This window comes from Mesorhizobium sp. EU05-FHT14A09 (genome assembly GCF_058790995.1).
In genome coordinates, this window is record NZ_JBYTDF010000003.1 from 138,666 (window position 1) to 162,689 (window position 24,024).

The following is a 24,024-nucleotide window of genomic DNA, read 5'->3' on the forward strand; positions in this document are numbered from 1 at the left end:
CTGTCCGGTTAGTCGCGCAATGCCGCCGAGATGGCGCCGAGGCCGCCGCGGAGTTCGTCGGCCGACGGCCAGCCGAAACCGACGCGAAAGAAGCTTTTCGGCGTCTCGAACCAGTGGCCGGGGCCGACATAGGTGCCGTGTTGTTCGAGCAGCCTGACGTAGAAGCCGTCGAGATCGAAATCCGGCGCAACGTTGATGCGCGGAAAGCCGACGACACCACCCGATGGCTGCACCCAATCGACCTGCGGCTCTCCATCAATCCAGTCCTGCACGATAGCCCGCCGCGCCGCCATTTCGGGCAGTAGCTTGCCGAGGAAGGCATCGCGTTGTTCCAGCATGCTGCGGGCAATCGCTTCGTCGATGACGCTGCCGCAGATGCCGATCTGTTCCTTGGCTGCCAGGAACCTCTCCTGCAGCTCGGCATCGCGTGTGATCAGCCAGCCGATGCGGATGCCTGGAATGCCGAAGGCCTTGGACAGTGAAGAGACACTGATGGCGCGTTTGCTGAGCGACGCGGCTGTGGGCAGCCTGGTGCCATAGCTCAGGTCGCGATAGGTCTCGTCGACGAGGAGATAGCAGCCGTGTCGCTCGGTGAGGGCGATCAGCCCATCGAGATCGGCGCGGCTCATCATCGTCCCGGTTGGATTGTGCGGGCAGGTGACGCTGATATAGCGGGTCTCGGGTCGCAGTGCGGCGGCGATGCGCGTGATATCGACCGCGAAGTCTTCCTCGAAGGTGAGGTCGACATAGCTGATCGCGCAGCCGATCGCTTTCGGGGTCTCGATGTTGGTGGCGTAGTTCGGCCGCACCACGACCAGATGGTCGCGTTCCGACAACAGCGATGTGGCGATGATGAAGAGCGCGCCAGCCGCACCGGCAGTGACCAGGACATCGTCCGAAGTCAGGCCGTTGTCCTGGGCGGCGATCAGTTCACGAAGTGGCCGGTCACCGCGATGCTCACCGTAGAAGAGGGTAAGATCCGGCAGCTTGATCCCGATATCGGAGAGCTTCTGGTCGGCGATGGAGCTTTCGGAGAGGTTGTAGCGGATGCGGTCGTAGCCATATTCCTCCGGCGCCTCTTTCTCGATCACCATGCGCGCGTAGTTCATCGGCAAACCTCCATCCCGTGGAGCGCATAAGGACACCCCATCATTTCGATTTGATATAAGCCTAGGAGAGAAGGCTTGCGCGAAACAATCCCGACTGCAGCGCTCCTGAATCAGTTTCTCGGCTGCAGGCCCGAGACGATCAGCGCGTAGTATTGCAGGGCGAATTCGGTAGCGCGGGTTTTGCCTTCCGGCCGGAACCAGCGCACCATCCAGTTCATCAACGACAGGACCGCGCGGGCAGCGATGGTGACATCGTCTATGGCGAACGCGCCGCTGACCTTGCCGTCGGCGAGCAGACTGCGCAGCAGCGTTTCATAGCGATCCCGCAGCGCCAGCTGTTGTTCCGTCCAGTGGTTCTTTTCGATGCCGCCGAAGCCGTGCAGCATGACGACGAAGGCAGCATGGTTGGCTTCGAGGAATTCTGCCTGCGCCCGCATGAACGCTTTCAGCCGGTCAGGCGGGGTTTCCGATGCGTTCACTTCCGCGCTGACGGCAGCATATTGCCGCTCCAGAAGGTCGATCATCATCTCGTCGAAGATGTCTTTCTTGGTCGGGAAGTAGTGATAGACGGCGGCCTTGGTGACGCCCACCGCCCCTGCGACATCGTTGAGCGAGGCGCCTTCGAAGCCATGGGCAGCGAACAGCTTCGCCGCGGCGTCCAGGATTGTGGCACGCGGTGCCGGCATGCTTGGCGGCCGACCGACCGGAGCTTTCGCTGTCTTGACCTGATCCGACCGTTGACGAGGCATGGCCCAAGTTTTATTACCGGCCAGCCGGTTTGTAAATATGAACGGTGCCACCTGCGCAATTGGGAAGAGGTGCGATCATGGCCGAAGCAGCATCAGCCGAAAACAAGGTGAGTGTCGAACATCGCGGCGGTGTCGCGATCGTCACGATCGACAATCCGCCCGTCAACGCGCTGTCGTTCTCGGTGCGGAAACCGTTGCATGACGCGCTAGTCCGGTTGCGTGACGATGCAGCCACGGCCACCATTGTTCTCACCTGCGCCGGCCGCACCTTCATCGCCGGTGCCGACATCACCGAATTCGGCAAGCCGATGCAGGATCCGGACCTGCGCGCGCTGATCGCGCTGCTGGAAGCGATCGAAAAGCCGACCGTCGCAGCCATCCATGGCACTGCGCTGGGCGGCGGTCTGGAACTGGCACTCGCATGCCATTACCGTGTCGCCGACAGGACTGCGAAGCTCGGCCTGCCCGAAGTCAAGCTCGGCCTGCTGCCAGGTGCCGGCGGCACGGTACGGCTGCCGGCACTGGTCGGTCCGCTGAAGGCACTGGATATGATCACGTCCGGTACGCCGATCGCGGCTGCCGAGGCGCTGGAAGCGGGTCTCGTCGACACGCTCGCCGTCGATGGGCTGGTCGCAGACGCTGCTGCCTTTGCCGCCGTCAAGGCTGCGGAAGGCGGCCCGTTCGTCCCTGTGCGAAGCCGGCGCGACAGGATCGAAGCCGCCGATCGCGAACAGCTGGAAACCCGGATCAAGGCCGTTGTCGGCAAGGCCAAAGGCCTGCGGGCTCCAGTCGCCTGCACGGAAGCGGTGCGCAACGCCGTGCTTTTGCCTTTCGATGAGGCGTTGGCTGCCGAGCGCGCGCTGTTTGTGGAACTGGTGGCATCGGACCAGTCCAAGGCGCAGCGGCATCTGTTCTTCGCCGAGCGCGAAGCCGCCAAGGTGGAAGGCGTCGACAAATCGGTGAAGCCGCGGCCAATCCAACGTGTCGGCATCATCGGCGCCGGCACGATGGGTGGTGGCATCGCCATGGCTTTTGCCAATGGCGGCATTGCCGTCACCCTGGTCGAGGCGGCGCAGGATGCGCTGCAGCGCGGGCTCGATCGCATCGAGAAGAACTATGCGATCTCGGTCTCGCGCGGCTCGCTGAGCGAGGCGGCCAAGACGGCGCGCATGGGACTGCTCTCCGGCACCACGGACTATGCGTCTCTGGCCGACTGCGACCTCATCATCGAAGCCGTGTTCGAGGACATGGCGGTGAAGAGAGATGTGCTTGCCGCCATCGACGCGGTGGCGAAGCCGGGTGCGATCATTGCCACCAATACATCCTATCTCGACGTCAACGCGCTGGCTGCTTCGGTCAGTCGGCCGCAGGATTTCGCCGGCATGCATTTCTTTTCGCCGGCCAACATCATGAAGCTGCTGGAAATCGTGCGCGGCAAGGACACGGCTCCCGATGTGCTGGTAACGCTGCTGTCGCTCGCCCGCTCTATCGGCAAGGTGCCGGTGGTGGTCGGCGTCTGCCACGGTTTCGTCGGCAACCGCATGCTCACGGCGCGTGGCGCCGATGTCGAAGCCTTGCTCCTGGAAGGGGCCAGCCCGGCTGATGTCGACAAGGCATTCACCGATTTCGGCTGGCCGATGGGGCCGTTCCAGATGTGGGACCTCGCCGGGCTGGATATCAGCTGGCGCAATCGCAAGGCACTCGGCAAGACGGCATTGATCGCAGACTGGTTGTGCGAACAGGGCCGTTTCGGCCAGAAGACCGGTCGCGGCTTCTATCTCTATGCAGATGGCCGCACTGCGCAGCCCGATCCGGAACTGGCCAACCACATCGCCGCCGAGGCGAAGCGGCTGGGCATCGCGCCGCGTGTGATCTCAGCCGAGGAGATCATCGAACGCACGCTCTATCCGCTGATCAATGAAGGCTCGCGCATTCTGGAGGAAGGCATCGCGGCACGCGAATCCGACGTCGACCTGGTCTGGGTCAATGGCTACGGTTTCCCGCTCGGCAAGGGCGGTCCGATGTTCTGGGCGCGCCAGAAGGGACTGGCAGGGATCGTCGAGCGCCTGGATCATTGGCACCAGAAGACCGACAAGGACGTGTTCAAGCCGTCGGAATGGCTGAAGGCGGCTGCAGGAGCGTAATGGAATTCCGTTGGTGGAGCTGAGGGGGATCGAACCCCTGACCTCGTCATTGCGAACGACGCGCTCTCCCAGCTGAGCTACAGCCCCGTCCAGCGGATGGCGCATTTATGAGGCGAGGCGCTCGGCTGTCAAGCGAGCTTTGGGCACCAGCCGTCGTCGCTCCGCCGTTGGCGTCGCCCGGTCTTCAGCGCCACTGTCCCACCGCGCGGAATGACAACGATCATCTTCGAGGCTAAGAAACCGGGAAAACGCCTCAGGCTTGCCCGGCTCTTGCCGCATCGGTGCGCAATCGCTAAATGTCGGCAACACTCGGAGACCTGCATGATCGCCCTTATTCAAACCGTCGTTCTGGCGCTTGACCTCTACTGGTGGATCATCATCGCCTCGGCCATCTTCTCCTGGCTCTACGCCTTCAACGTCGTCAATCCGCGCAACCAGGTCGTCGGTACGATCGGCAACGCGCTCTACCGGCTGACGGAACCGGCGCTGCGGCCCATTCGCCGCATCCTGCCGGATCTCGGCGGCATCGACATTTCGCCGATCATTCTTCTGCTGATCCTGTTCTTCCTGCGCCAGTTCATCCTGACGACCGTCGCTCCGGCGCTTGTCTGAACAGAACGATGGGCGAAATCTTTCGCCTGCGCGCCGGTGGTATCGATCTGTTCGTACGGCTGACGCCGAAAGCGCCGTTCGATGCCCTGGAGGGCATGGAGACGTCTGCCGACGGTCGTTGCCATCTCAAGGCGCGCGTGCGCGCCGTTCCTGAAAAAGGCGCTGCCAACACTGCGTTGGAAAAGCTCGTCGCCAGGACGCTGGCAATACCGGCATCGGCGGTGACAGTTGCGGCGGGTGGTACGGCGCGGTTGAAAACGTTGCATGTCAGCGGCGATCCGGCCGAACTCGTGGCACGCGTCCGAGGCAGCTTCGTCACAACTGCATAGCGGTTTCGCGTAAAACAAAAGGTTGGAGCGTCCTGCGAAAACGGAACGCCTAGCCTTACCGTGGCATGGGCACGATTTTAGCGATAAAGTGCCGGACAGCCTCAGCCGGAGACCGTCATGCGCGCCGTTTTCGCCTTTCTCGTCCTTGCAGGTTTCTGCCAGTCCGCGTCGGCGGGCAACATCTCAAGCGCCTACACGGACCTCGTCACCGAGAAGGATTGCCTGACTTATACGAAGGCCGGCGAGAACGATGGCGACTGGGCAGATCTCTCCTGCGCCGGCTATCGCGGATATCCGGTCCTGCTTACCTATGACGACGCGCGCGAATCCGTGTTCTACGGTTTTCCACCTGCTGACATGACGTCGAGCTGGGAAAGCTTTGTCGGGTTCAACAGCGCCGGGCCGAAGGTTGAATGGCGGGTGGAAACGACCGGAGATGTCTCGGTTCCGTTCGCCGCGATTCATCGGCGATCCGTCAGCAGCGGCGATGACGGCTCGAAAAAGACCGAGGTTCTGGTGGTGGCAAAGGTTGCCCAGATGGAAGGGCGCCAGGGCTGCACCGTCGCGCTCGTTGCCACTGACAGTGCAAATGCGAATGAGGAAGCCCGCAAGATCGCCGACGAGAAAGTGCGCTCCTTCACCTGCGGCAAGGACGCGCGCATCACCGTTGGCGAGGTTCCGGCCTTTGGCCGGGTCGACAATTGAAAATGCCGGCCGCAGCGGTTTCTCGGAAACGCTGCGGCCGGCATTCATAAAGCTCAGGCGATCCTACTTCTTGGCGGCCTTGGCGCGCTCGATCGCCTCGACGATCATCTTCCTGGCGTAGGCGGCATCGTGCCAGCCACCGATCTTCACCCATTTACCGGGTTCGAGATCCTTGTAGTGCTCGAAGAAGTGCTCGATCTGCTTGAGGGTGATCTCCGGCATATCGGTGTGGTTGAACACCTTGTCGTAACGCTTGGTGATGTGCGACGACGGCACCGCGATCACCTTCTCGTCCTGGCCGGCATTGTCTTCCATGATCAGAACGCCGATCGGGCGCACGTTGATGACACAGCCTGGAACCAGTTCGCGCGTGTTGCAGACCAGAACGTCGATCGGATCGCCGTCGCCGGACAAGGTGTGTGGTACGAAGCCGTAATTCCCGGGATAGCGCATCGGCGTATAGAGGAAGCGGTCGACGAACAGCGTGCCGGCTTCCTTGTCCATCTCGTATTTGATCGGCTCGCCGCCAACCGCTACCTCGATGATGACATTGACGTCTTCCGGCGGATTCTTGCCGATCGATATCGCTTCGATGCGCATGGGCTACCCTCGCTTTGGCGCAGTCCTGAAGGGATCTGTCATCAGGTCATGCGCAAGATGAAACGGCTTGCCAGGCAGCGTGTTTGTGCAGGACCCGACAATCGCGCACCGAATAACGGGCGAAACGGCTTTGTGCAATGCGGCAATGCGTGCGGACAACGACCGGCCTTGGCTGGACAGCCGGCTCAATCCCAGACGAAAGCGACCTTCTTCAGCGCTTTCTGTTCGAAGATCTCGACACCTTCGGCGATATCGCGGCCACCTTCACCGGTATAGAAGGCAAGCGCATTCTGGTTCTCTTCCAGCGCCCAGACCACCAGACCGCTCAGGCCATGATCGGCAAGTTTGCGGCGCGCGGCCGTAAACAGCCGGCGTCCCAGACCGATACCCTGATATTCCGGCCGCAGGTAAAGTTCATAGATCTCGCCCTGCTGGCGCAGTTCGCTGGCGCGATTGCGCCCGACGGTCGCGTAGCCAGCAATGGTGCCGCCGATCTCCACCACCAGCACCGTGGCAGCCCGGCGGATGGCATTCGCCCACCAGTCTGAGCCACGACGGTTGATCATCGCCGTCAGCGTCTTGTGCGGGATGATGCCGCTATAGGCGCCACGCCACGCCTCGAGATGCACGTCGGCTATCCCGACCGCGTCGCGGGGCTCTGCCTTGCGGATGTCGATGACCAGCGTGTTCATGGTTTGTTAACCATAGACCCGGTCGGGACGCTTGCAAAGAGTCCGCCTTGCTTTCGCACAAGCGAAAAATACTGGGCCACGCATCAGGCTCAGAGCCGTTTTCAGCAAGTGCGATGCGTGGATGCGGTGCGCGCGGCGCTTCGATGGTTGGGCTAGATCTCGACCAGATGATCGTCGAGCTCGTTGACGTCGCCTGGGCCAACCGGGAAATGCTGCGCCAGCACGGAGCCGACAGCGCCGATGGCACCGACAAAACCGTCCGCCAAGCGATCGTCACCGGCATGGGCGGTCAGGTCGCGCACAACGCCGTCCCAGATATGCTGGCCGACCTTGGCGTCGATGCCGCTGTCGGCAACCACCTCGGCATAGCGTTCTGCAATCGACACGAAGATCAGCACGCCGGTCCGTGCGGCGGTGCGATGCACGTTGCGGGCAAGGAACTGCTTCACCGCATTGGCGTGCGCGGCCTTGTAGCGCTGCCGGCGCGGCACGAAATGGATGCGCAGGCGTGGCACCAGCCACAGAAGGACAAAAAGGCTGATGGCGGCCACTGCCTGCACGATGAGGAAATGCGGCAGGCGCATGGTCAGCCACAGTGCTTCGAGCACATAACCGAAAGCAATGCTGACGGCGAACAGGGCAAGCGTCGCGGTGAAAGCGGCCTGGAAGAAGTATCCGTCGCTCGAGCGGGCCACCACGCAGTAGATTTCGCCGCTCGTCGATTGCTCTGCCGTACGGATCGCCTGGGCGATGCGCTCATGGTCGGCGTGGGTAAGGGAACGCGTTGTCATCTTCACCAGCTTCCCGAAGATCCGCCGCCGCCTGACGAACCGCCGCCGCCCGAGAAGCCGCCACCGCCGGACGACCACCCACCGCCACCGCCGGACCACCCGCCACCGCTGCCAGACGACCATCCGCCGCCACCGCCATTGTTTGACGAGCGCCGGTTGGTGTCGAACGTCATGCCAAGCCAGCGGTAGCGGCCCGGGCCGATCTTGGTGCCGAAGATCGGCGGCAGGACCGCCATGGCGAGGCCGCCGAAGAACAGCACTGCCCAGATGGTGATGAACAGCGCGAACATCACCTGTTCGGCGTCATATTCGCTGAAACTGTCCTGCTGGTGGCGTCTGCCGCGCGCTTCGAGCTCTTCGGGATTGCCTTCCAGCACCATGATCATGTCGTCGACGGCCTTGGTGATGCCGCCGGCGAAATCGCCACCGCGAAAGGCCGGCACCATGTCGTTTTCGATGATCAGCTTGGTGTGCAGGTCGGTCAGCGTGCCTTCCAGGCCGTAGCCGACCTCGATGCGCATCTTGCGGTCGTTCTTGGCGACCAGCAGCAGGGCGCCGTTGTTGTCGCTGGCCTGACCGAGCTTCCAGGCGCGGAACAGCCGGTTGGCGTAGGGCTCGATCTCCTCGCCGCCAAGGCTGTCGATGGTGGCGACGACGATCTGGTCAGAGCCTTTCTTCTCGAAATCGGCCAGCTTCTGCTCCAGGGCCGCTTTGGTGGCCGGATCGAGCATGCCGGCATTGTCGACGACACGTCCGGTCAGGGCCGGCAAGTCGTCGGCCAACGCCATGCCGGCGAGCAGCATGGCAAAGAGCGCTGCAAGCAGCATTTTCAATGCAACAGCCCAGCGCATCACCTGCGCCTCAGGCGCAGGCCAGCGGTGGGATGGCGGGAAGGAACGCAAGGTTCAATCGGTCCTGGTCAGCAGCGTGGCACTCAGCCACCCTGTCCCGCCGGCTTGCTGGTGCCGAAATCGACCTTCGGCGTCTGCATCTTGTCTTCGCTGATGGTGAAGTTCTGGAAGGGCTCGTTGGAGCGGAACCAGAAGGTTGCCCACAGCACGGATGGGAAGGTCTTGAGCGTCAGATTGTAGTCCTTGACCGCCTGGATGTAGTCGCGGCGCGCCACCGCGATGCGGTTTTCGGTGCCTTCGAGCTGCGCCTGCAGCGCGATGAAATTCTGATTGGCCTTGAGATCGGGATAGTTCTCGGTGATGGCAAGCAGGCGCGACAGCGCGCTGGTCAGGCCCGACTGGCTGTCCTGGAATCGCTTGAAAGCTTCCGGATCCTTGAGGGTCTCGGGCGTCACCGTGACCTGCGTGGCCTTGGAACGCGCCTCGACCACGGCGTCCAGCGTATCCTTTTCGTGCGCGGCGTAGCCCTTAACCGTTTCGACCAGGTTCGGAATGAGGTCGGCGCGGCGCTGATACTGGTTCAGCACTTCGCTCCAGGCCGCCTTGGCGTTTTCTTCCGCGGTTGGAATGGTGTTGTAGCCGCATGCCGACAGCAGTGGCAGCAGAAGCGCCATAAAGAGGAAGGCCGGCAGGTTGCGGGGAAGCGAAGACAGGCGCTGGGCGTACATGAGCGGTCCCTCGTTTGCTCGAATAGTGAAGCAATACCATAAAGATCGCAGGAGAAAACGCCTTTGCGCTACCCGACCCGCATGTGGGCGTGGCGCAGCTTCGCCGTCGACGAGGCCCTGTCATGATGGTGAGGATCAGTTTAGGATCATCGAAAAGAGGGTCGCCGTGGCAGGTCAACCGGACAGGGATAACGAGCACGAAACACGCCGGATTCTTGACCGGATCGCACGCGAGTCCGCGCCACATCCTACGCGTCTCGAGGAAGATGAGAACGATCCCATCGAACGCTGGGGCACGCTTATCGGTCGCGGGCTTGGGCTTGTTGTCACGATCGCCATGCTGATTGGCGTCGGCTATTACCTCCATCACTCATAGGAAAAGCATGAACGCCAGCCAGTCCGAGGCGCCCCGCGCCGTCATCGTCGTGTCCAGCCACGTTGCGCGTGGTTCCGTCGGCAATCGCGCCGCCGTCTTCGCGCTGGAAACGCTGGGTTTCCCGGTATGGGCAGTGCCGACGGTGATCCTGCCCTGGCACCCCGGTCACGGCCGTGCGACAAGGATCGTTCCGCCAGCGGAACAATTTGCCGCCCTGATGGCCGACCTGGGGCGCGCACCCTGGCTCGGCGAGGTTGGCGCCGTCCTTTCCGGCTATCTTGGCGAGGCGAGCCAGGCCGACGCGATCGCCGATCTGGTCGGCGCGGTCAAGGCGAAGAACCCGCGCGCGCTTTATGTCTGCGATCCGGTGATGGGCGATTCCGGCGGGCTCTATGTGCCCGAGGCGACCGCCAAGGCCCTGCGCGACCGGCTGATGCCGCTAGCAGATATCGCCACGCCGAACCGTTACGAGCTTGCCTGGATGGCGGGGGCCGAGCTGCCGGATCTGAAGTCGACCACGGCGGCGGCGCTGGATGCCGGGCCGGCAACCATGCTGGTGACGTCGGCGCCAGCGATGATGTCGGGCAGCACCGGCAACCTCCTGCTCGATTCCAATCAGGTCGTGCTGGCTGAGCACCGCCTGATCGACAGGCCGCCAAACGGTCTTGGCGATCTGACCGGCGCCGTCTTCCTGGCGCGCACGCTTTCAGGGCAGCCGCCCGCCAAGGCCCTGCAGTCCACGACGGCTGCCGTCTACGAAATCCTGGCGCGCACGGCCAAGCGTGGCGGCGACGAGCTGCAGCTCGAGACCGACGCGCAAAGCCTGTCGCAACCGATGGCCATGGTGCAGATGCGCCATCTCACGCATCCGGGCCGGGGTCGCACCGCGTGACGGGAAAGCGCGACGCATAGAATGTCGGAGCGTCCTATGCGGGGCCATATGGATGCGCGGCACTCCAGTGTCACCCTGGCCGGGGTCGACGGCTGCAAGGCAGGCTGGATCGCGGTGCGGCGGGATCCCGCCGGATCGCCGGTCGCCTGCGTCTATCCCGGTTTCGCAGACCTGCTGGCGGCTCTTCCACCCGATGCGATCCTAGCCGTCGACATGCCTATCGGTCTGCCGGAGGTTTCAGGCCGCGGTGGGCGCGGACCCGAGGCATTGGTGCGCCCCCTGCTCGGCGAGAGGCAATCCAGTGTCTTCGCCATTCCCTCGCGCGCGGCGGTGTATGCCGACACGGCCGCCTTCAGCACGGTGGAGGCCTGGTACCAGGCGCATCGTTGCGCGAGTGCCGTCGCGGCAGCGACATCCGATCCGCCGCGTGGGGTTTCCATCCAGGCTTTCGGCATCTTTGCCAAGATCCGCGAGATCGACGGACTTCTGACGGCGCAACCGGATCTGCGACCGCGGATATTCGAATCGCATCCGGAAGTCGCGTTCTGGCGGCTCAATGACGGGCGCGCGATGCGCTTGCCCAAGAAGATCAAGGGCGCGGTCAATCCCGCCGGCATGGAAGAACGGCGGATTCTGCTGACCCGTCATGGCTATACACGGGCCTTTCTCGACCAGGCGGCGCCAAAAGGCGCGGCTGCTGACGACTTCCTCGATGCTGCCGCCATGCTGCTGATCGCCGGCCGGATCGCACGGGGTGAAGCGGTTCCTTATCCGAATCCGCCCTTGGTCGATGGCAAGGGCATTCCCGTCGCGATCCACGTATGACCGGCTCTGGGCGCAAGCTATGCGTCATGCAGAGCACTCGTGGGCGAGCCATGACAATTTTGCATTGATTGCGTGGCCAATTTGCCGTTAGTGCAGTTCCAGGAAAAATGTGTGGCGGTTTTCCGTCCGGAATTGCGCAAAACAAGGACGTAGAGCGTTTCCGCGTTTCCGTTAAAAACGGAAACGCTCTAGTGCCTTTCGCCGTGGAAACGAGCCGTCGCCGTCCAGCCTGGAAAGGTCCAGATGCCGCATCTCCCTGAACATCTCATTGCCGGCTATCGCAATTTCATCAACGGCCGCTATGTGGCCGAGGCCGATCACTACAGGTCGCTGGCGCGCGAGGGCCAGGCGCCCGAGACGATGATCGTTGCCTGCTGCGACTCGCGCGCGGCGCCGGAGGTGATCTTCAACGCCGGACCCGGCGAACTGTTCGTGCTGCGCAATGTTGCCAATCTGGTGCCGCCCTATGCGCCGGACGGTGAATATCATTCGACGTCGGCGGCCCTCGAATTCGCGGTGCAGAGCCTGAGGGTCAAGAACATCGTGGTCATGGGACACGGCCGCTGCGGGGGCATCCGCGCTGCGCTCGACACGACCTCGGCGCCGCTGTCGCCTGGCGATTTCATCGGCAAGTGGATGAGCCTGATCGCGCCGGCCGCGGAAGCCGTTTCGGCCTCGACCATGATGACGACCGGCGAGCGGCAGACGGCGCTGGAGCGCATCTCCATTCGTTACTCCATCGCCAATTTGCGCACCTTTCCGTGCGTCAAGATTCTCGAAGGCAAGGGCAAGCTGACCCTGCATGGCGCCTGGTTCGATATCTCCACCGGCGAGCTGTGGGCGATGAACAACGAAACCGGCGACTTCGAACGGCCGGACTTCGGCTGAGCAACGACCTTCCCTTCTCCTCCATACAGGCCTAGAGCGTTTCCGCTTTTCACGGAAACGCTCTAACTTTTTGTTTTGACGCAATTCCGGACGGAAAACCGCTACCCACTTTTCCTGGAATTGCTCTAGGTTGCATGGAGGAGGTGTCGCGTTGTGCCTGTTCCCGGCTCGTCGAAACTCCCTGCGGTCGTCCTTTATGCACTGATGCTGGGCTCAGCACAGGCTGACGACAATGCTGTCATCGGCCGCTGGTATGCCGCGCTGCTGGTTGCAGACCGCGGCGGCCTTGCCGACATACTGGCAGACGATGCCCGCGTCCGGTTGCAAGATGTCGATACCGAGCAGAACAAGCAACAATTCCTCGCATCGATGGACGAATGGCAGGGCGCGGTGAAGGGTGCGAACATCCGGCACCGTGTCGAGAGCGCGGACAATGGCCTGGTGACCGTCGTCGTCTGCTACGATTTCCCCGGGAATGATCTTTTGACGAGAGAGGTTTTCGCTCTGACCGACGAACGCATCACCGCATCCTCGCAAGCGACAATCGCAGAAAATTGCGACGGCTTCTGAGAAAGCTGCGCAGGGCGCTGGATCGCTGGCTATTTGATGCCGGCCGGCAGGACTTGTCGTTGCACCGGCCACCTCATGAGCCTACATCGGGGAGATATCGTTATTCCGCCTTCCCCGCATCCCGCGAAAGTCCCGTCATGTCCGTATCCGATCTCGCCGCCCATCCCTTGACCAACTGGCAGGGGCCGTTCGGTCTGCCTGATTTCACGAAGATCGGCGATGGCGACTTCGGGCCGGTGTTCGACGCGGCACTGAAGGCGCATGAGGCCGAAATCGAGGGCATAGCCGCCAATACCGAACAAGCCACCATCGAAAACACCCTGCAGGCGCTGGAGCTCGCCGGTGAGGCGCTGGATCGCGCTTCCTCGATCTTCTGGTGCCGGGCCGGTGCCCATACCAACGACACGATCCAGGCCATGGAGCGAGAGGTCGCACCGAAGATGTCGCGACATTTCTCCGCGATCTCGATGAATGAGAAGCTGTTTGCCCGTGTCGACGATCTTTATGGGCGGCGCGAAAGCCTGAAGCTCGATGCCGAGACATTGCGTGTCCTGGAGCGGACCTGGAAGGGTTTCGTCCGATCCGGCGCCAAGCTTGATGCCGACGGCAAGAAGCGGCTTGCCGCGATCAACGAAAAACTATCCTCGCTCGGCACCAGCTTCGGCCAGAATGTGCTGGCCGACGAACGCGAATGGGCCTTGTTTCTCCATGAGAGCGATCTTGCCGGGCTTCCGGATTTCCTGAAAAGCGCGATGGCGGAAGCCGCCGAGACGCGTGGTCAGAAAGGTCGCTACGCGGTGACGTTGTCGCGGTCGATCTATGAGCCCTTCACCACCTTCTCCGAGCGTCGCGACTTGCGCGAAGCGGCGTGGCGAGCCTTTACGCAGCGCGGCCAGAACGGCGGCGCCAGCGACAATACCGCCGTCGTGCGCGATATGCTGGCGCTACGCGCCGAGAAGGCAAAGCTTCTGGGCTACGGGTCCTTTGCTGCGCTGAAACTCGACGACACAATGGCCAAGACACCGAAGGCCGTCCACGACCTGCTCGACCCGGTCTGGGAAAAGGCGCTGGAGAAGGCAGCCAGCGACCAGAAAGAACTGGAGCGACTGGCGACAGCGGCCGGCAGCAACGAACCATTCGCCGCCTGGGACTGGCGCTTCTACCAGGAGAAGCTGCGCGCCGAGAAGTTCGCTTTCGACGAAGCCGAGCTGAAACCTTACCTGCAGCTCGACCATGTCATCGCGGCCTGTTTCGACGTCGCGACAAGGCTGTTCGGCCTCACCTTCGAAGAAAAGAAAGGCATTGCCGGCTGGCATCCGGATGCGCGCGTGTTCGTGGTGAACAATGCCGACGGATCGGAGCGGGCGCTGTTCCTGGCCGACTATTTCGCCAGATCGTCCAAACGCTCTGGCGCCTGGATGAGTGCGCTGCAGTCCGGCTACAAACTGGGCAAGGGCGCGAAGCCGATCATCTACAACATCATGAACTTCGCCAAGCCGCCGGCAGGCGAGGCGGCGCTGCTGTCAGTGGACGAGGCCAAGACGCTGTTCCATGAATTCGGCCACGCGCTGCACGGCATGCTGACCGACGTCACCTGGCCATCGGTGTCAGGCACCTCTGTGAGCCGCGACTTCGTCGAACTGCCTTCGCAGCTCTATGAACATTGGCTGACGGTGCCGGCCGTGCTGGAAAAACATGCGCTGCATGTGAAGACCGGCAAGCCGATGCCGAAGGCGCTGCTCGACAAGATGCTGGCTGCGCGCACCTTTGGTGCTGGTTTCGCCACGGTCGAATTCACGGCGTCGGCGCTGGTCGACATGGCCTATCACGCTCGGTCGGATGCACCATCCGAGCCATTGGTATTCGAGGCGGAGACGCTCGAGAAGCTGGCGATGCCGGACACGATAGCCATGCGCCACCGCACTCCGCATTTCAGCCATGTCTTCGCGGGCGACGGCTATTCAGCTGGCTACTATTCCTACATGTGGTCGGAAGTTCTCGATGCCGATGCGTTCTCGGCGTTTGAGGAAACCGGCGATCCGTTCAATCCGGCTTTGGCGAAGAAGCTGCGTGAAAACATCTACGCGGCCGGCGGCTCGAAGGATCCGGAAGAGCTTTACACCGCCTTCCGCGGCAAGATGCCGACGGCGGATGCCATGATGACGAAGCGCGGGCTGACCTGAGGCCGGCCTTTCTTTCTGCCAAGCGGATGGTGCTAGCTTTTCAGGCTGGCGCCGATCAACAGATCAGCCTGCTTGGCGACGGACTGTGACGGACCGCCAGGGCCGAAGACCTGGCTTGAGATGTAAGCGCCTTCGATGAGGAGCAGCAGGCCGTCACCAAGAGTGGCGGGGTCGGCTGCGCCCATATCCTTGGCCATGGCGCGCAGTCGGCGGCGCAGTTCGCGCTTGTTTTCCTCGCTGACCACGCGCGCCGGATGGCCGGGTTCGGGGTACTCGACGGCCGCGTTGGTCATGCCGCAGCCGCGATAGCCCTGCTTCTGCGAGCGTTTGCCGACCCGGGTCAGGAAAGCGATGATCTGCGCGCGCGGGTCGCCCGGATGTGCCGCCACCGCCTCGTCGAACCGTGCCCAGAACTCGAGGTCGTATTTGCGCAGATAGGATGCTGCCAGTTCGTCCTTGGACGAAAAGGAGCGATAAAGGCTCGGCTTGGTGACGCCGGCCTTTTTTACGATCTCGTCGACGCCGATCGCCCGGATGCCCTCGCGGTAGAATAGGTCATGCGCGACGTCGAGGATCTTCTCGGCCGCCGGCGGCAAGGCTGCGTCTCGCGAAACGCTGGCTTCAATATTTTTGTCAGTGGGCATGAGGCGTTCCAATTGACATGTTACTAACCGGTACGTACACATTCGGCAATTGCAACGTACCGGTCAGTAACATGATAGTCCAGCCCCGCCCGTTTGGCCAGCGCTACGCCTTCGTCGTCGTTGCGGTCATCTTTCTTTCCCTACTGATCGCCGCAGGCCTGCGTTCAGCACCCTCGGTGATGATGCTGCCGTTGGAAAACGACTTCGGCTGGCGCCGCGACGTGGTGTCGCTGGCGGCCGCCATCGGCATTTTCCTCTATGGCATGACCGGCCCGTTTGCCGCTGCGCTGATGGAGCGTATCGGCCTGCGCAAGACGGTCATCGGCTCGCTGGTGGTGATGTCGGCGTCGACCGCGCTCTCCCTGTTCATGACGCAATCCTGGCAGCTCATCGCGACCTGGGGTGTTTTCTCCGGTGTCGGGTCGGGCGCTGTGGCCACGGTGCTCGGTGCCACCATCGTCAACCGCTGGTTCAAAACCAATCGCGGCTTGATCATGGGCCTGATGTCGGCATCCAGCGCCACCGGCCTGCTGATCTTCCTGCCGTTCCTGGCTTGGCTCGCGCAGTCTGGCGGCTGGAAACCGGTGGCGCTTGTCATCGCCATCGCCACGGCGGCACTCGTGCCACTGGTGTGGCTGCTGGTACCGGAGCGGCCGGCATCGATCGGCCAGGTGCGTTTCGGCGCCGAACCGGACGACGTTCCGCCGACGCCTCCGGCCGCGGCTGGTAACTTCATTTCCCATACGCTGGGCACGCTGCGTGAAGCAGCCAGGACACGTGTTTTCTGGTACCTCTTCGCCACTTTCTTTATCTGTGGCTTCACCACAAACGGCCTCGTCGGTACGCATCTGATCGCGTTCTGCGCCGACAACGGCATCAACGAGATCCAGGCTGCCGGCCTGCTTTCGCTGATGGGTATCTTCGACCTTATCGGCACCACCCTATCGGGCTGGCTGACCGACCGCTTCGATCCGCGCAAGCTGCTCGGCGTCTATTATGCCATCCGCGGCCTGTCACTGATGTATCTGCCATATTCCGGTTTCTCGGCGACCGCGCTCATCATCTTCGCTGTATTCTATGGGCTGGACTGGATCGCCACCGTGCCGCCGACGCTGCGTCTGTCAAACGAGGCCTTCGGCGATGCCAAGGGACCGCTGGTGTTCGGCTGGATTGTCGCGGGCCATCAGGTCGGTGCGGCCGCGGCGGCCTTCTTCGGCGGTGCCATGCGCGAGTTCCAGGGCAGCTACGAGCTCGCCTTCGTCATAGCGGGCATGACCGGCATCATCGCGGCCTGCCTGTCGCTGCTGATCAACACCAACCGCCCGATGCTGCAGCCGAAGGGGCAGCCGGCCTGACGCTCCGTTCTTTGTTATTATGCAATTCCGGACGCGGCACATTTTGCGGGAATTGCTCCAGCGTCGGCGGCCTGTGAATCGTCAAGAAAGGTTCATCTGTTCGAAACCTGACTGAAACAATGGGCGGAGACCTTGGCGGCTCCCACTCGCCGCCAAGGAGCCAGCCATGCGCCAGCCAGCCAACCTCAGCCGCCGTGTCTTCCTCGCCTCGACCGGCGCAGCCGGTCTGGTCGGGTTATCCGGCCTGGCCATGCCTTACTATTCCCGTGCGAACACGCGTCCGGCTTTCACCCACGGTGTCCAGTCTGGTGATGTCGACGCGGTTTCCGGCATGATCTGGACGCGTGCCGACAGGCCCGCCCGTGTTCAGTTCGAGGTGGCGACGACGGAAAGCTTCGCCAACGCCCAACGGCTGGCGCCGCTCAATGCACTGCCTGACAGCGACTATGCGGTGAAGCGCCTGCTCGGCGACCTGGCGTCCGACCAGGACATCTTCTATCGCATGACGTTCGCCGACCTGAATGACGTCAATGCGGTTTCCGAGCCGATGGTCGGCCGGTTCCGCACCGCGCCGACCTCCCGTCGCTCTGTACGCTTTGCGTGGTCGGGGGATACTGCCGGTCAGGGCTGGGGTATCGATGAGGTCGGCATGAAGACCTATGCCTCGATCGCCAGGCACACGCCTGATTTCTTCCTGCATTCGGGCGACACGATCTATGCCGATGGCGCCATGAAGGACGAAGTCGATCTCAAGGACGGCACAAAGTGGAAGAATGTCGTGCTCATCGACGAGAAGCGCAAGGTCGCCGAAACGCTCGATGAATATCGCGGCCAGTGGAAATACAACCTGCTCGACAAGAACCTGCTCGCCATGAATGCGGCACTGCCGACTTTCTTCCAGTGGGACGACCATGAGGTGATCAACAACTGGTCGAGCTCGAAAGACCTGACCGCCGACGATCGTTACAAGGAAAAGTCGATCGCCGTGCTGGCAGCGCGTGCGGGCCGTGCTTTCCATGAGATGACGCCGATCCGCTTCACGCCGACTGAACCCGGCCGCATCTACCGCAAGATCGCCTATGGGCCGCTGGTCGACGTCTTTTTCCTCGACATGCGTTCCTATCGTGGTGCCAACGGTCCGAACCTGCAGACGGAACTCAATACGGAGTCACGCATGCTGGGCGAACAGCAGACCCGCTGGCTGAAGCGCGAGCTCGCCACTTCCAAGGCGACCTGGAAAGTGATTGCCGCGGACATGCCGATCGGGCTGGTCGTGTGGGATGACGGCGCCAACAAGAAGGGCTCGGAAGCGGTTGCCAATGGCGACAACGGGCCGGCCAAGGGGCGCGAACTGGAATTTGCCGATCTGCTGCGCTTCATCAAGAATGCCGGCATCACCAACACGGTCTGGCTGACGGCCGACGTGCACTACACCGCTGCCCATCACTACAGCCCCGATCGTGCTCAGTTCCAGGATTTCGAGCCGTTCTGGGAGTTCGTTTCCGGACCGATCCATTCCGGCACCTTCGGCCCCAACGATCTCGACATGACCTTCGGGCCGGAGGTGAAGTATGTGAAAGCGCCAAGCGCCGAGCAGGGCCAGAACCTGCCGCCTTCCGCAGGCTTCCAGTTCTTCGGTCTGGTCGACATCGACGGCAATACCGAGCAACTGACGGTCAGGCTGATGGATCGCGACGACAATGAACTCTACAAGACGACGCTCGATCCGGTGCGGGCGGCTTGAGCGGAGATCAGTGCTCGAAGCAGGCGGCCGGAACGTTCGGCCATGTCGCCTTGTCGCAGCCGACATCGGCCTGGCGCTGCTTGAAGGCGGCGCTGACCGGGCCGGTAACGATCGGATCGACGCCGTCCGGAGCATCGGGGAACAGCTTCTCCGCCTGCGTCGAAACCACCGCCATCGGCTTGTCGGCAGGCGTTGCAGCCGACCAGGCGCCACCCAGCGCAAGCAAGGCGACCAGGGTGGCCGACAGGGAGATCATCACGAACCGGTTCAGACTGCGTATCATGGACGCCCGAATGCTCCACAGCGGAAAAGGTTCCGCGCTTGGTTAATGAAATTCTACGCTCCTGCCACTTAACAAAAGATGACCAACGAATTGCTGGCACGCCTCCCCCTTTCGCAAATGCGAAAAACCCTGTATGAGCCGCGCAACCGAAAAAGGCGGCGTCTCGATTTGACTATCCGGGCGTGCTGCCTGTGCAACCTCCGAGACCCAGCATGAACCTCCGCAATATCGCGATCATCGCGCACGTCGACCATGGCAAGACCACGCTCGTCGATCAGCTTCTCAAGCAATCCGGCTCGTTCCGTGAAAACCAGCGTGTTGCAGAACGCGCTATGGATTCGAACGATCTCGAAAAAGAACGCGGCATCACCATCCTGGCCAAGGCGACTTCTGTCGACTGGAAGGATACCCGCATCAACATCGTCGACACCCCCGGCCACGCCGATTTCGGCGGCGAAGTCGAGCGCATCCTGTCGATGGTCGATAGCGCGATCGTCCTGGTCGACGCCGCTGAAGGCCCGATGCCGCAGACCAAGTTCGTTGTCGGCAAGGCGCTCAAGGTTGGTCTCAAGCCGATCGTCGTGATCAACAAGATCGACCGTCCCGACGGCCGTCATCAGGAGGTCATCAACGAGGTGTTCGACCTGTTCGCTGCCCTCGATGCGACCGACGAACAGCTTGACTTCCCGATCCTGTACGGTTCGGGTCGCGACGGTTGGGTCTCCGAGAACCCGGAAGGCCCGAAGGACCAGGGCCTCGCGCCACTGTTCGACCTCGTGCTCAAGCACGTTCCGGCTCCGACCGTTCATCCCGGTCCGTTCCGCATGATCGGTACCATTCTCGAGGCAAACCCGTTCCTCGGCCGCATCATCACTGGTCGCATCGAATCCGGCACGCTGAAGTCCAACCAGCCGGTGAAGGTTCTGCACCACGACGGTACGTTGCTGGAAACCGGCCGCGTCTCCAAGATCCTGGCCTTCCGCGGACTTGAGCGCCAACCGATCGAAGAAGCCCAGGCAGGCGACATCGTCGCCATCGCCGGCCTCTCGAAGGGCACCGTCGCCGACACTTTCTGCGACCCGTCCGTCACCGAACCGCTGCATGCGCAGCCGATCGATCCGCCGACCGTCACCATGTCCTTCATCGTTAACGATTCGCCGCTCGCCGGTACCGAAGGCGACAAGGTGACCAGCCGCGTCATCCGCGACCGACTGCTCAAGGAAGCTGAGGGCAATGTCGCGCTGAAGATCGAAGAATCGGCCGACAGGGACTCGTTCTACGTGTCCGGCCGCGGCGAACTCCAGCTCGCAGTGCTGATCGAGACGATGCGTCGCGAGGGCTTCGAGCTGGCCGTTTCGCGGCCCCGCGTCGTCATGCAGAAGGACGAGAACGGCGAGCTGATGGAGCCTGTCGAAGAAGTCGTCATCGACGTCGATGAGGAGCATGCCGGCGTCGTCGTGCAGAAGATGTCGGAGCGCAAGGCCGAGATGGTCGAACTGCGTCCGTCGGGCGGCAATCGCCAGCGTCTGGTGTTCCATGCGCCGACGCGCGGCCTGATCGGTTACCAGTCGGAACTGCTGACGGATACACGTGGCACGGCCGTGATGAACCGTCTGTTCCATTCCTATCAGGCCTACAAGGGTGAACTGCCCGGCCGCACCAACGGCGTTCTGATCTCGAACGACCAGGGCGAGTCGGTTGCATTCGCCATGTGGAACCTCGAAGATCGCGGCCCGATGGTCATCGACGCCGGCGTCAAGGTTTACCAGGGCATGATCATCGGCATCCATAGCCGTGACAACGACCTTGAGGTCAATGTTCTGAAGGGCAAGAAGCTCACCAACATCCGCGCTGCCGGCAAGGACGAGGCCGTCAAGCTGACGCCGCCGATCCGCATGACGCTGGAACGCGCTCTGGCCTGGATCCAGGACGACGAGCTGGTCGAAGTGACGCCGAAGACCATTCGCCTGCGCAAGCTCTATCTCGACCCGAACGAGCGCAAGCGCTTCGAGAAGTCGAAGGTCAGCGCGGCCTGATGATTTGAAAGGGCGGGGTTTTCCCCGCCCTTTCTTGTAAATTCGACTGCTTCGGAATGTCTTGGCAGAAGCAATCGCCTGCCGCACGCAGTCTTGGATTTTTGAGCGCTTCGGAAGCTGTTTGTCCGAAGCGTTGAATTTGGGCTTTGTCCATCCCACAGTAATAGATACTTGCTGGGGGACTGTGATGAGCGCCAGACTTAGGCTGCTGGCGACATATTTCAGCATCATCGAGGCGCGGATTTGCTTGTCCAAGCTTGATGCCTACGGTGTCTATGCGCTTGCACCGCTTGCGGTCGTATCGGTGGCACCTCACTGGATGACCATGCATGGTGGTGTACCTGTCTGGGTTTTTGAGCAAGATCTCGAAGCGGCCCGGGCGTTACTTGCAGCGGTGGAGGGCACGCCGAAAGCGCCACGCCGTCGGATTCTTGAAGGCATAAGCGGGGTGCTTCTAATCTTCTTTTTCGGAGTGCCGCCGGGACCCTCCCCCGCATTCGCGCGCAGCCAGCTTTGGTTTTCCGGAACGATGGCCGTTGTGCTGGCTCTCATAGCCTTTCTCCACGCAAGCCAGCTCGGTCTCGTATAGCGTTCAACAGGATCGTTTCGCTGCATTCCTGTGGCAGATCGATGCCGATTCTGCTGCCATCGACTGCCAACCTGTTGAGCCTGATATTCGTTTTAGGATGATCTAGCCTTGCTATCATCGCGATCCGGGCTCGCGGCAGGCCGAGCTCCATCGCCAGGAGACGATCAAGTCGGATGGAAACGGAGCTTGGCAGACGGAGAAAGATCTCCAGTCGTGTCGGCCTGTCTGGCCTGTCTCCCAAGACTTCCTTGCACGCGATGCTGCCGGCGAATTCCTCGACACGATGTGCGGCCTGGCGCAGGGCCGCGACATCGAAGGCGAAACGGTTCGCCAGCGCCGGATCGTTGGCTTCCAGGCCGGAGAGCAGATCAGGGTCCAGATTCCGCGCATTGCGGCGTTCGAAAAGCGTGTGGTTCCAGGTCTCGTCGCAGGTGACGCACTTGTAGACAAGCCAGGCGTCGAGCCGCCGGCCATTGGCGTTGAGGCGGAATTTGTCGCTGCACTCGAAGGCGCGCTGTGTGCCGCAACGCGGACAGCTGCGCCAGGGGCGAGGAGAACGGTTTGCAGTGAGAGTCCATCGGACGCGGAGCGTGCACGACATGCCGGTTGGTCCTTCCCGTCGGGAAGTCCGTCCAAGCGGCGATAAACGAGATGCCTCTTGTGAAGGCGCGGAATGGCGTTCGTGTGGAGGTCAGGCAGTTTGCCTTCGAGACTGGCGCCGAAGCGCTGGCCAAACCGGTCTCGAACCACCACAGGAACGAACGCAATATTGAAATCAGCAGCGTTTGCACGCTGCCATGCGAGTTCTGGGAGAGCTGACGAGACCGGCGGTTACGATGGCAAAGTCGGGAGCCTGGGGCTGATGACGATGCGGCGTTCTAGCGAGCGGCATCGATGAGATCAAGCGGTGCTGCTCGGTCTTCTTCTGGCGATGAATGCTTCCGATTGCATCGAACTACTTTCCGCCTATGCTTCAGCGCCTGACGGAGCATGCCATGACATTCACATCCCTTCTTATTTTCGCCGGTGCGCTGTTCGTCGCCGCCGGCTCCCCCGGTCCCTCGATCGCGGCACTGGTGGCGCGGGTGATCTCGAAAGGATTCCGGGACGTGCTGCCGTTCCTGCTCGCCATGTGGATCGGTGAAGCGATCTGGCTGTCCTTTGCCGTGTTCGGGCTGGCGGTGGTGGCGCAAACCTTCCATCTCGCCTTCGTCGTCATCAAATGGCTCGGCGTCGCTTATCTCGCATACCTCGCCTGGAAGATGTGGACGGCGCCGGTGGAGACGGCCGAGGGCACTTTGCCGAAGGAAGATTCGCCGGTGAAGCTTTTCCTTGCCGGCATGGCGGTGACGCTCGGCAATCCCAAGATCATGATGTTTTATCTGGCGCTGCTGCCCACCATCATCGATCTTGCTTCGGTCTCCATGCTGGGATGGATGGAACTGACGGCGACGATGGCTGTGGTGCTGATCGTTATCGACTTCGCCTGGATCCTGGCCGCGGCACAGGCGCGCAAGCTTCTGAAAAGCCCTCATGCCATGCGCATCGCCAATCGGGTTTCCGCTGGCACCATGGCCGGTGCTGCCGCCGCGATCGCGACGCGAAGCTGAGCTTCTTTTCCTCTCGCCGTGAATGGGGAGGGGAATTCTATCTCGCCATTGCGTGGTATTCGGCGTTCGGGCGCATGTCGATGGCTGCCGCGACGCGATTCGACATGTTGAAAAAGGCAACCGTCGAAGCGATGTCCCAGATATCGCGGTCGGTGAAACCGGCCTTTCGTAGCGCCTCGCGATCGGCCTCGACGATCTTTGCCGGCTGTTCGGTCAGTTTGACCGCGAATTCGAGCATGGCGCGCGGCTTTTCGGTAAGATCGGCGGCACGGAAGTTCATCACCATCATCTCGCCGAATGCCGGATCGCCGGACAATTGCCGCACCGCTGCACCGTGTGCGGTCAGGCAATAATAACAGTGGTTGATGGAAGAGACGACGACGGCGATCATCTCGCGCTCGAGCTTGGAAAGCCCGGAATCGCCGAGCATGAGGTCGTTGTAGGTGTCGGTGAAGGCGCGCAGCTTCTTTTCGTCGAAGGCATAGGCCTTGAGCACGTTGGGCACGAGACCGAGTTTTTCCTCGCATTTGGCGAAGTAGGTCTTGGTAGTTTCGCTGAGTTCCGCCTGCGGCAAGTCCAGCGCGGTGATTTTCTCGCTCATCGCGATCTCCTTTCGCCAATGTCTGCAAATTTCTTATGCAGGCAGCATTTTTCTTAGGCAGCCGTCAAACCTTTGTCGCCAAAAGGCGTTCATCTGCTACGATAGTCGCAATGCAGCC

Annotated in this window: 25 protein-coding genes and 1 tRNA gene; 14 read left to right on the forward strand and 12 right to left on the reverse strand. The window is 62.0% G+C overall.

The genetic code is table 11. The features are described from left to right. Positions 1-8 precede the first annotated feature (8 nt). Positions 9-1,109, reverse strand: coding sequence for a pyridoxal phosphate-dependent aminotransferase (locus AC3WTO_RS12255; protein WP_492461014.1), 1,101 nt, complete (start codon positions 1,107-1,109; stop codon positions 9-11). A 110-nt stretch (positions 1,110-1,219) separates the two neighbouring features. After that, positions 1,220-1,795 carry a TetR/AcrR family transcriptional regulator gene (locus AC3WTO_RS12260; RefSeq protein WP_492461015.1) on the reverse strand — a complete coding sequence of 192 codons (576 nt, stop codon included), beginning with the start codon at positions 1,793-1,795 and terminating at the stop codon, positions 1,220-1,222. A 140-nt stretch (positions 1,796-1,935) separates the two neighbouring features. On the opposite strand from AC3WTO_RS12260, the gene AC3WTO_RS12265 reads away from it, so the two are divergent. Further along, positions 1,936-4,002 carry a 3-hydroxyacyl-CoA dehydrogenase NAD-binding domain-containing protein gene (locus AC3WTO_RS12265; protein WP_492461016.1) on the forward strand — a complete coding sequence of 689 codons (2,067 nt, stop codon included), beginning with the start codon at positions 1,936-1,938 and terminating at the stop codon, positions 4,000-4,002. Between the two features lie 11 nt (positions 4,003-4,013). On the opposite strand, the gene AC3WTO_RS12270 is transcribed toward AC3WTO_RS12265, so the two are convergent. After that, positions 4,014-4,089: transfer RNA gene (locus AC3WTO_RS12270), tRNA-Ala, on the reverse strand. Positions 4,090-4,323: 234 nt separating this feature from the next. On the opposite strand from AC3WTO_RS12270, the gene AC3WTO_RS12275 reads away from it, so the two are divergent. From AC3WTO_RS12275 to AC3WTO_RS12285, 3 genes are all read left to right on the forward strand, one after another. Then, entirely contained in the window at positions 4,324-4,614 is a 291-nt protein-coding gene (locus AC3WTO_RS12275; RefSeq protein ID WP_492461017.1) for a YggT family protein, read from the forward strand. Between the two features lie 8 nt (positions 4,615-4,622). Next, entirely contained in the window at positions 4,623-4,943 is a 321-nt protein-coding gene (locus AC3WTO_RS12280) for a DUF167 family protein (protein ID WP_492461018.1), read from the forward strand. 117 nt (positions 4,944-5,060) lie between these two features. Continuing rightward, a complete protein-coding gene (locus tag AC3WTO_RS12285) occupies positions 5,061-5,648 on the forward strand; it encodes a hypothetical protein (RefSeq protein ID WP_492461019.1) in 588 nt (195 codons plus the stop codon). Between the two features lie 63 nt (positions 5,649-5,711). Here the strand turns inward: AC3WTO_RS12285 and ppa are convergent, their stop codons facing one another. From ppa to AC3WTO_RS12310, 5 genes are all read right to left on the reverse strand, one after another. After that, positions 5,712-6,248: an inorganic diphosphatase gene (gene ppa, locus AC3WTO_RS12290; RefSeq protein WP_492461020.1), complete on the reverse strand. Its 537-nt coding sequence runs from the start codon at positions 6,246-6,248 to the stop codon at positions 5,712-5,714. A 185-nt stretch (positions 6,249-6,433) separates the two neighbouring features. Beyond that, positions 6,434-6,940, reverse strand: coding sequence for a GNAT family N-acetyltransferase (locus AC3WTO_RS12295; RefSeq protein ID WP_492461021.1), 507 nt, complete (start codon positions 6,938-6,940; stop codon positions 6,434-6,436). A 152-nt stretch (positions 6,941-7,092) separates the two neighbouring features. Beyond that, positions 7,093-7,731, reverse strand: a complete 639-nt coding sequence (locus AC3WTO_RS12300; RefSeq protein WP_492461022.1) for a TPM domain-containing protein — start codon at positions 7,729-7,731, stop codon at positions 7,093-7,095. A 2-nt stretch (positions 7,732-7,733) separates the two neighbouring features. Beyond that, on the reverse strand, positions 7,734-8,582 hold the full coding sequence (locus AC3WTO_RS12305) for a TPM domain-containing protein (protein WP_492461023.1): 849 nt from the start codon (positions 8,580-8,582) through the stop codon (positions 7,734-7,736). Positions 8,583-8,665: 83 nt separating this feature from the next. Beyond that, positions 8,666-9,310: a LemA family protein gene (locus AC3WTO_RS12310; protein ID WP_492461024.1), complete on the reverse strand. Its 645-nt coding sequence runs from the start codon at positions 9,308-9,310 to the stop codon at positions 8,666-8,668. Positions 9,311-9,693: 383 nt separating this feature from the next. Here AC3WTO_RS12310 and pdxY point away from each other — a divergent pair, with 383 nt between their 5' ends. From pdxY to AC3WTO_RS12335, 5 genes are all read left to right on the forward strand, one after another. Continuing rightward, complete coding sequence (gene pdxY, locus AC3WTO_RS12315; RefSeq protein WP_492461026.1) at positions 9,694-10,578, forward strand: pyridoxal kinase PdxY; 885 nt, start codon at positions 9,694-9,696, stop codon at positions 10,576-10,578. Positions 10,579-10,614: 36 nt separating this feature from the next. Further along, positions 10,615-11,403, forward strand: a complete 789-nt coding sequence (locus AC3WTO_RS12320; protein ID WP_492461027.1) for a DUF429 domain-containing protein — start codon at positions 10,615-10,617, stop codon at positions 11,401-11,403. Between the two features lie 243 nt (positions 11,404-11,646). Beyond that, complete coding sequence (locus AC3WTO_RS12325; RefSeq protein ID WP_492461028.1) at positions 11,647-12,291, forward strand: carbonic anhydrase; 645 nt, start codon at positions 11,647-11,649, stop codon at positions 12,289-12,291. 204 nt (positions 12,292-12,495) lie between these two features. After that, positions 12,496-12,861: a nuclear transport factor 2 family protein gene (locus tag AC3WTO_RS12330; protein ID WP_492461530.1), complete on the forward strand. Its 366-nt coding sequence runs from the start codon at positions 12,496-12,498 to the stop codon at positions 12,859-12,861. A gap of 137 nt (positions 12,862-12,998) precedes the next feature. Beyond that, positions 12,999-15,044 (forward strand): M3 family metallopeptidase, encoded by a 2,046-nt coding sequence (locus tag AC3WTO_RS12335; RefSeq protein WP_492461029.1) that lies wholly within the window; start codon positions 12,999-13,001, stop codon positions 15,042-15,044. 32 nt (positions 15,045-15,076) lie between these two features. Here AC3WTO_RS12335 and AC3WTO_RS12340 read toward each other — a convergent pair whose 3' ends face one another. Beyond that, on the reverse strand, positions 15,077-15,688 hold the full coding sequence (locus AC3WTO_RS12340) for a TetR/AcrR family transcriptional regulator (RefSeq protein ID WP_492461030.1): 612 nt from the start codon (positions 15,686-15,688) through the stop codon (positions 15,077-15,079). Between the two features lie 71 nt (positions 15,689-15,759). Between AC3WTO_RS12340 and AC3WTO_RS12345 the strand changes: the two genes are divergently transcribed. Both AC3WTO_RS12345 and AC3WTO_RS12350 read left to right on the forward strand, forming a co-directional pair. Continuing rightward, on the forward strand, positions 15,760-17,043 hold the full coding sequence (locus tag AC3WTO_RS12345) for an MFS transporter (RefSeq protein WP_492461031.1): 1,284 nt from the start codon (positions 15,760-15,762) through the stop codon (positions 17,041-17,043). Positions 17,044-17,209: 166 nt separating this feature from the next. After that, a complete protein-coding gene (locus tag AC3WTO_RS12350) occupies positions 17,210-18,787 on the forward strand; it encodes an alkaline phosphatase D family protein (RefSeq protein ID WP_492461032.1) in 1,578 nt (525 codons plus the stop codon). Between the two features lie 7 nt (positions 18,788-18,794). On the opposite strand, the gene AC3WTO_RS12355 is transcribed toward AC3WTO_RS12350, so the two are convergent. Then, positions 18,795-19,070 carry a hypothetical protein gene (locus AC3WTO_RS12355; RefSeq protein ID WP_492461033.1) on the reverse strand — a complete coding sequence of 92 codons (276 nt, stop codon included), beginning with the start codon at positions 19,068-19,070 and terminating at the stop codon, positions 18,795-18,797. A gap of 212 nt (positions 19,071-19,282) precedes the next feature. Here AC3WTO_RS12355 and typA point away from each other — a divergent pair, with 212 nt between their 5' ends. Then, positions 19,283-21,106 carry a translational GTPase TypA gene (gene typA, locus AC3WTO_RS12360; protein WP_326893177.1) on the forward strand — a complete coding sequence of 608 codons (1,824 nt, stop codon included), beginning with the start codon at positions 19,283-19,285 and terminating at the stop codon, positions 21,104-21,106. A gap of 187 nt (positions 21,107-21,293) precedes the next feature. Continuing rightward, complete coding sequence (locus AC3WTO_RS12365; RefSeq protein WP_492461034.1) at positions 21,294-21,695, forward strand: hypothetical protein; 402 nt, start codon at positions 21,294-21,296, stop codon at positions 21,693-21,695. Here the strand turns inward: AC3WTO_RS12365 and AC3WTO_RS12370 are convergent. Beyond that, complete coding sequence (locus tag AC3WTO_RS12370) at positions 21,655-22,296, reverse strand: DUF1062 domain-containing protein (RefSeq protein WP_492461035.1); 642 nt, start codon at positions 22,294-22,296, stop codon at positions 21,655-21,657. The genes AC3WTO_RS12365 and AC3WTO_RS12370 overlap by 41 nt on opposite strands. Before the next feature lie 394 nt (positions 22,297-22,690). Here AC3WTO_RS12370 and AC3WTO_RS12375 point away from each other — a divergent pair, with 394 nt between their 5' ends. Then, positions 22,691-23,305 (forward strand): LysE family translocator, encoded by a 615-nt coding sequence (locus AC3WTO_RS12375; RefSeq protein ID WP_492461036.1) that lies wholly within the window; start codon positions 22,691-22,693, stop codon positions 23,303-23,305. A 37-nt stretch (positions 23,306-23,342) separates the two neighbouring features. Here AC3WTO_RS12375 and AC3WTO_RS12380 read toward each other — a convergent pair whose 3' ends face one another. Continuing rightward, positions 23,343-23,906 carry a peroxidase-related enzyme gene (locus tag AC3WTO_RS12380; protein WP_492461037.1) on the reverse strand — a complete coding sequence of 188 codons (564 nt, stop codon included), beginning with the start codon at positions 23,904-23,906 and terminating at the stop codon, positions 23,343-23,345. Positions 23,907-24,024: the final 118 nt, after the last annotated feature.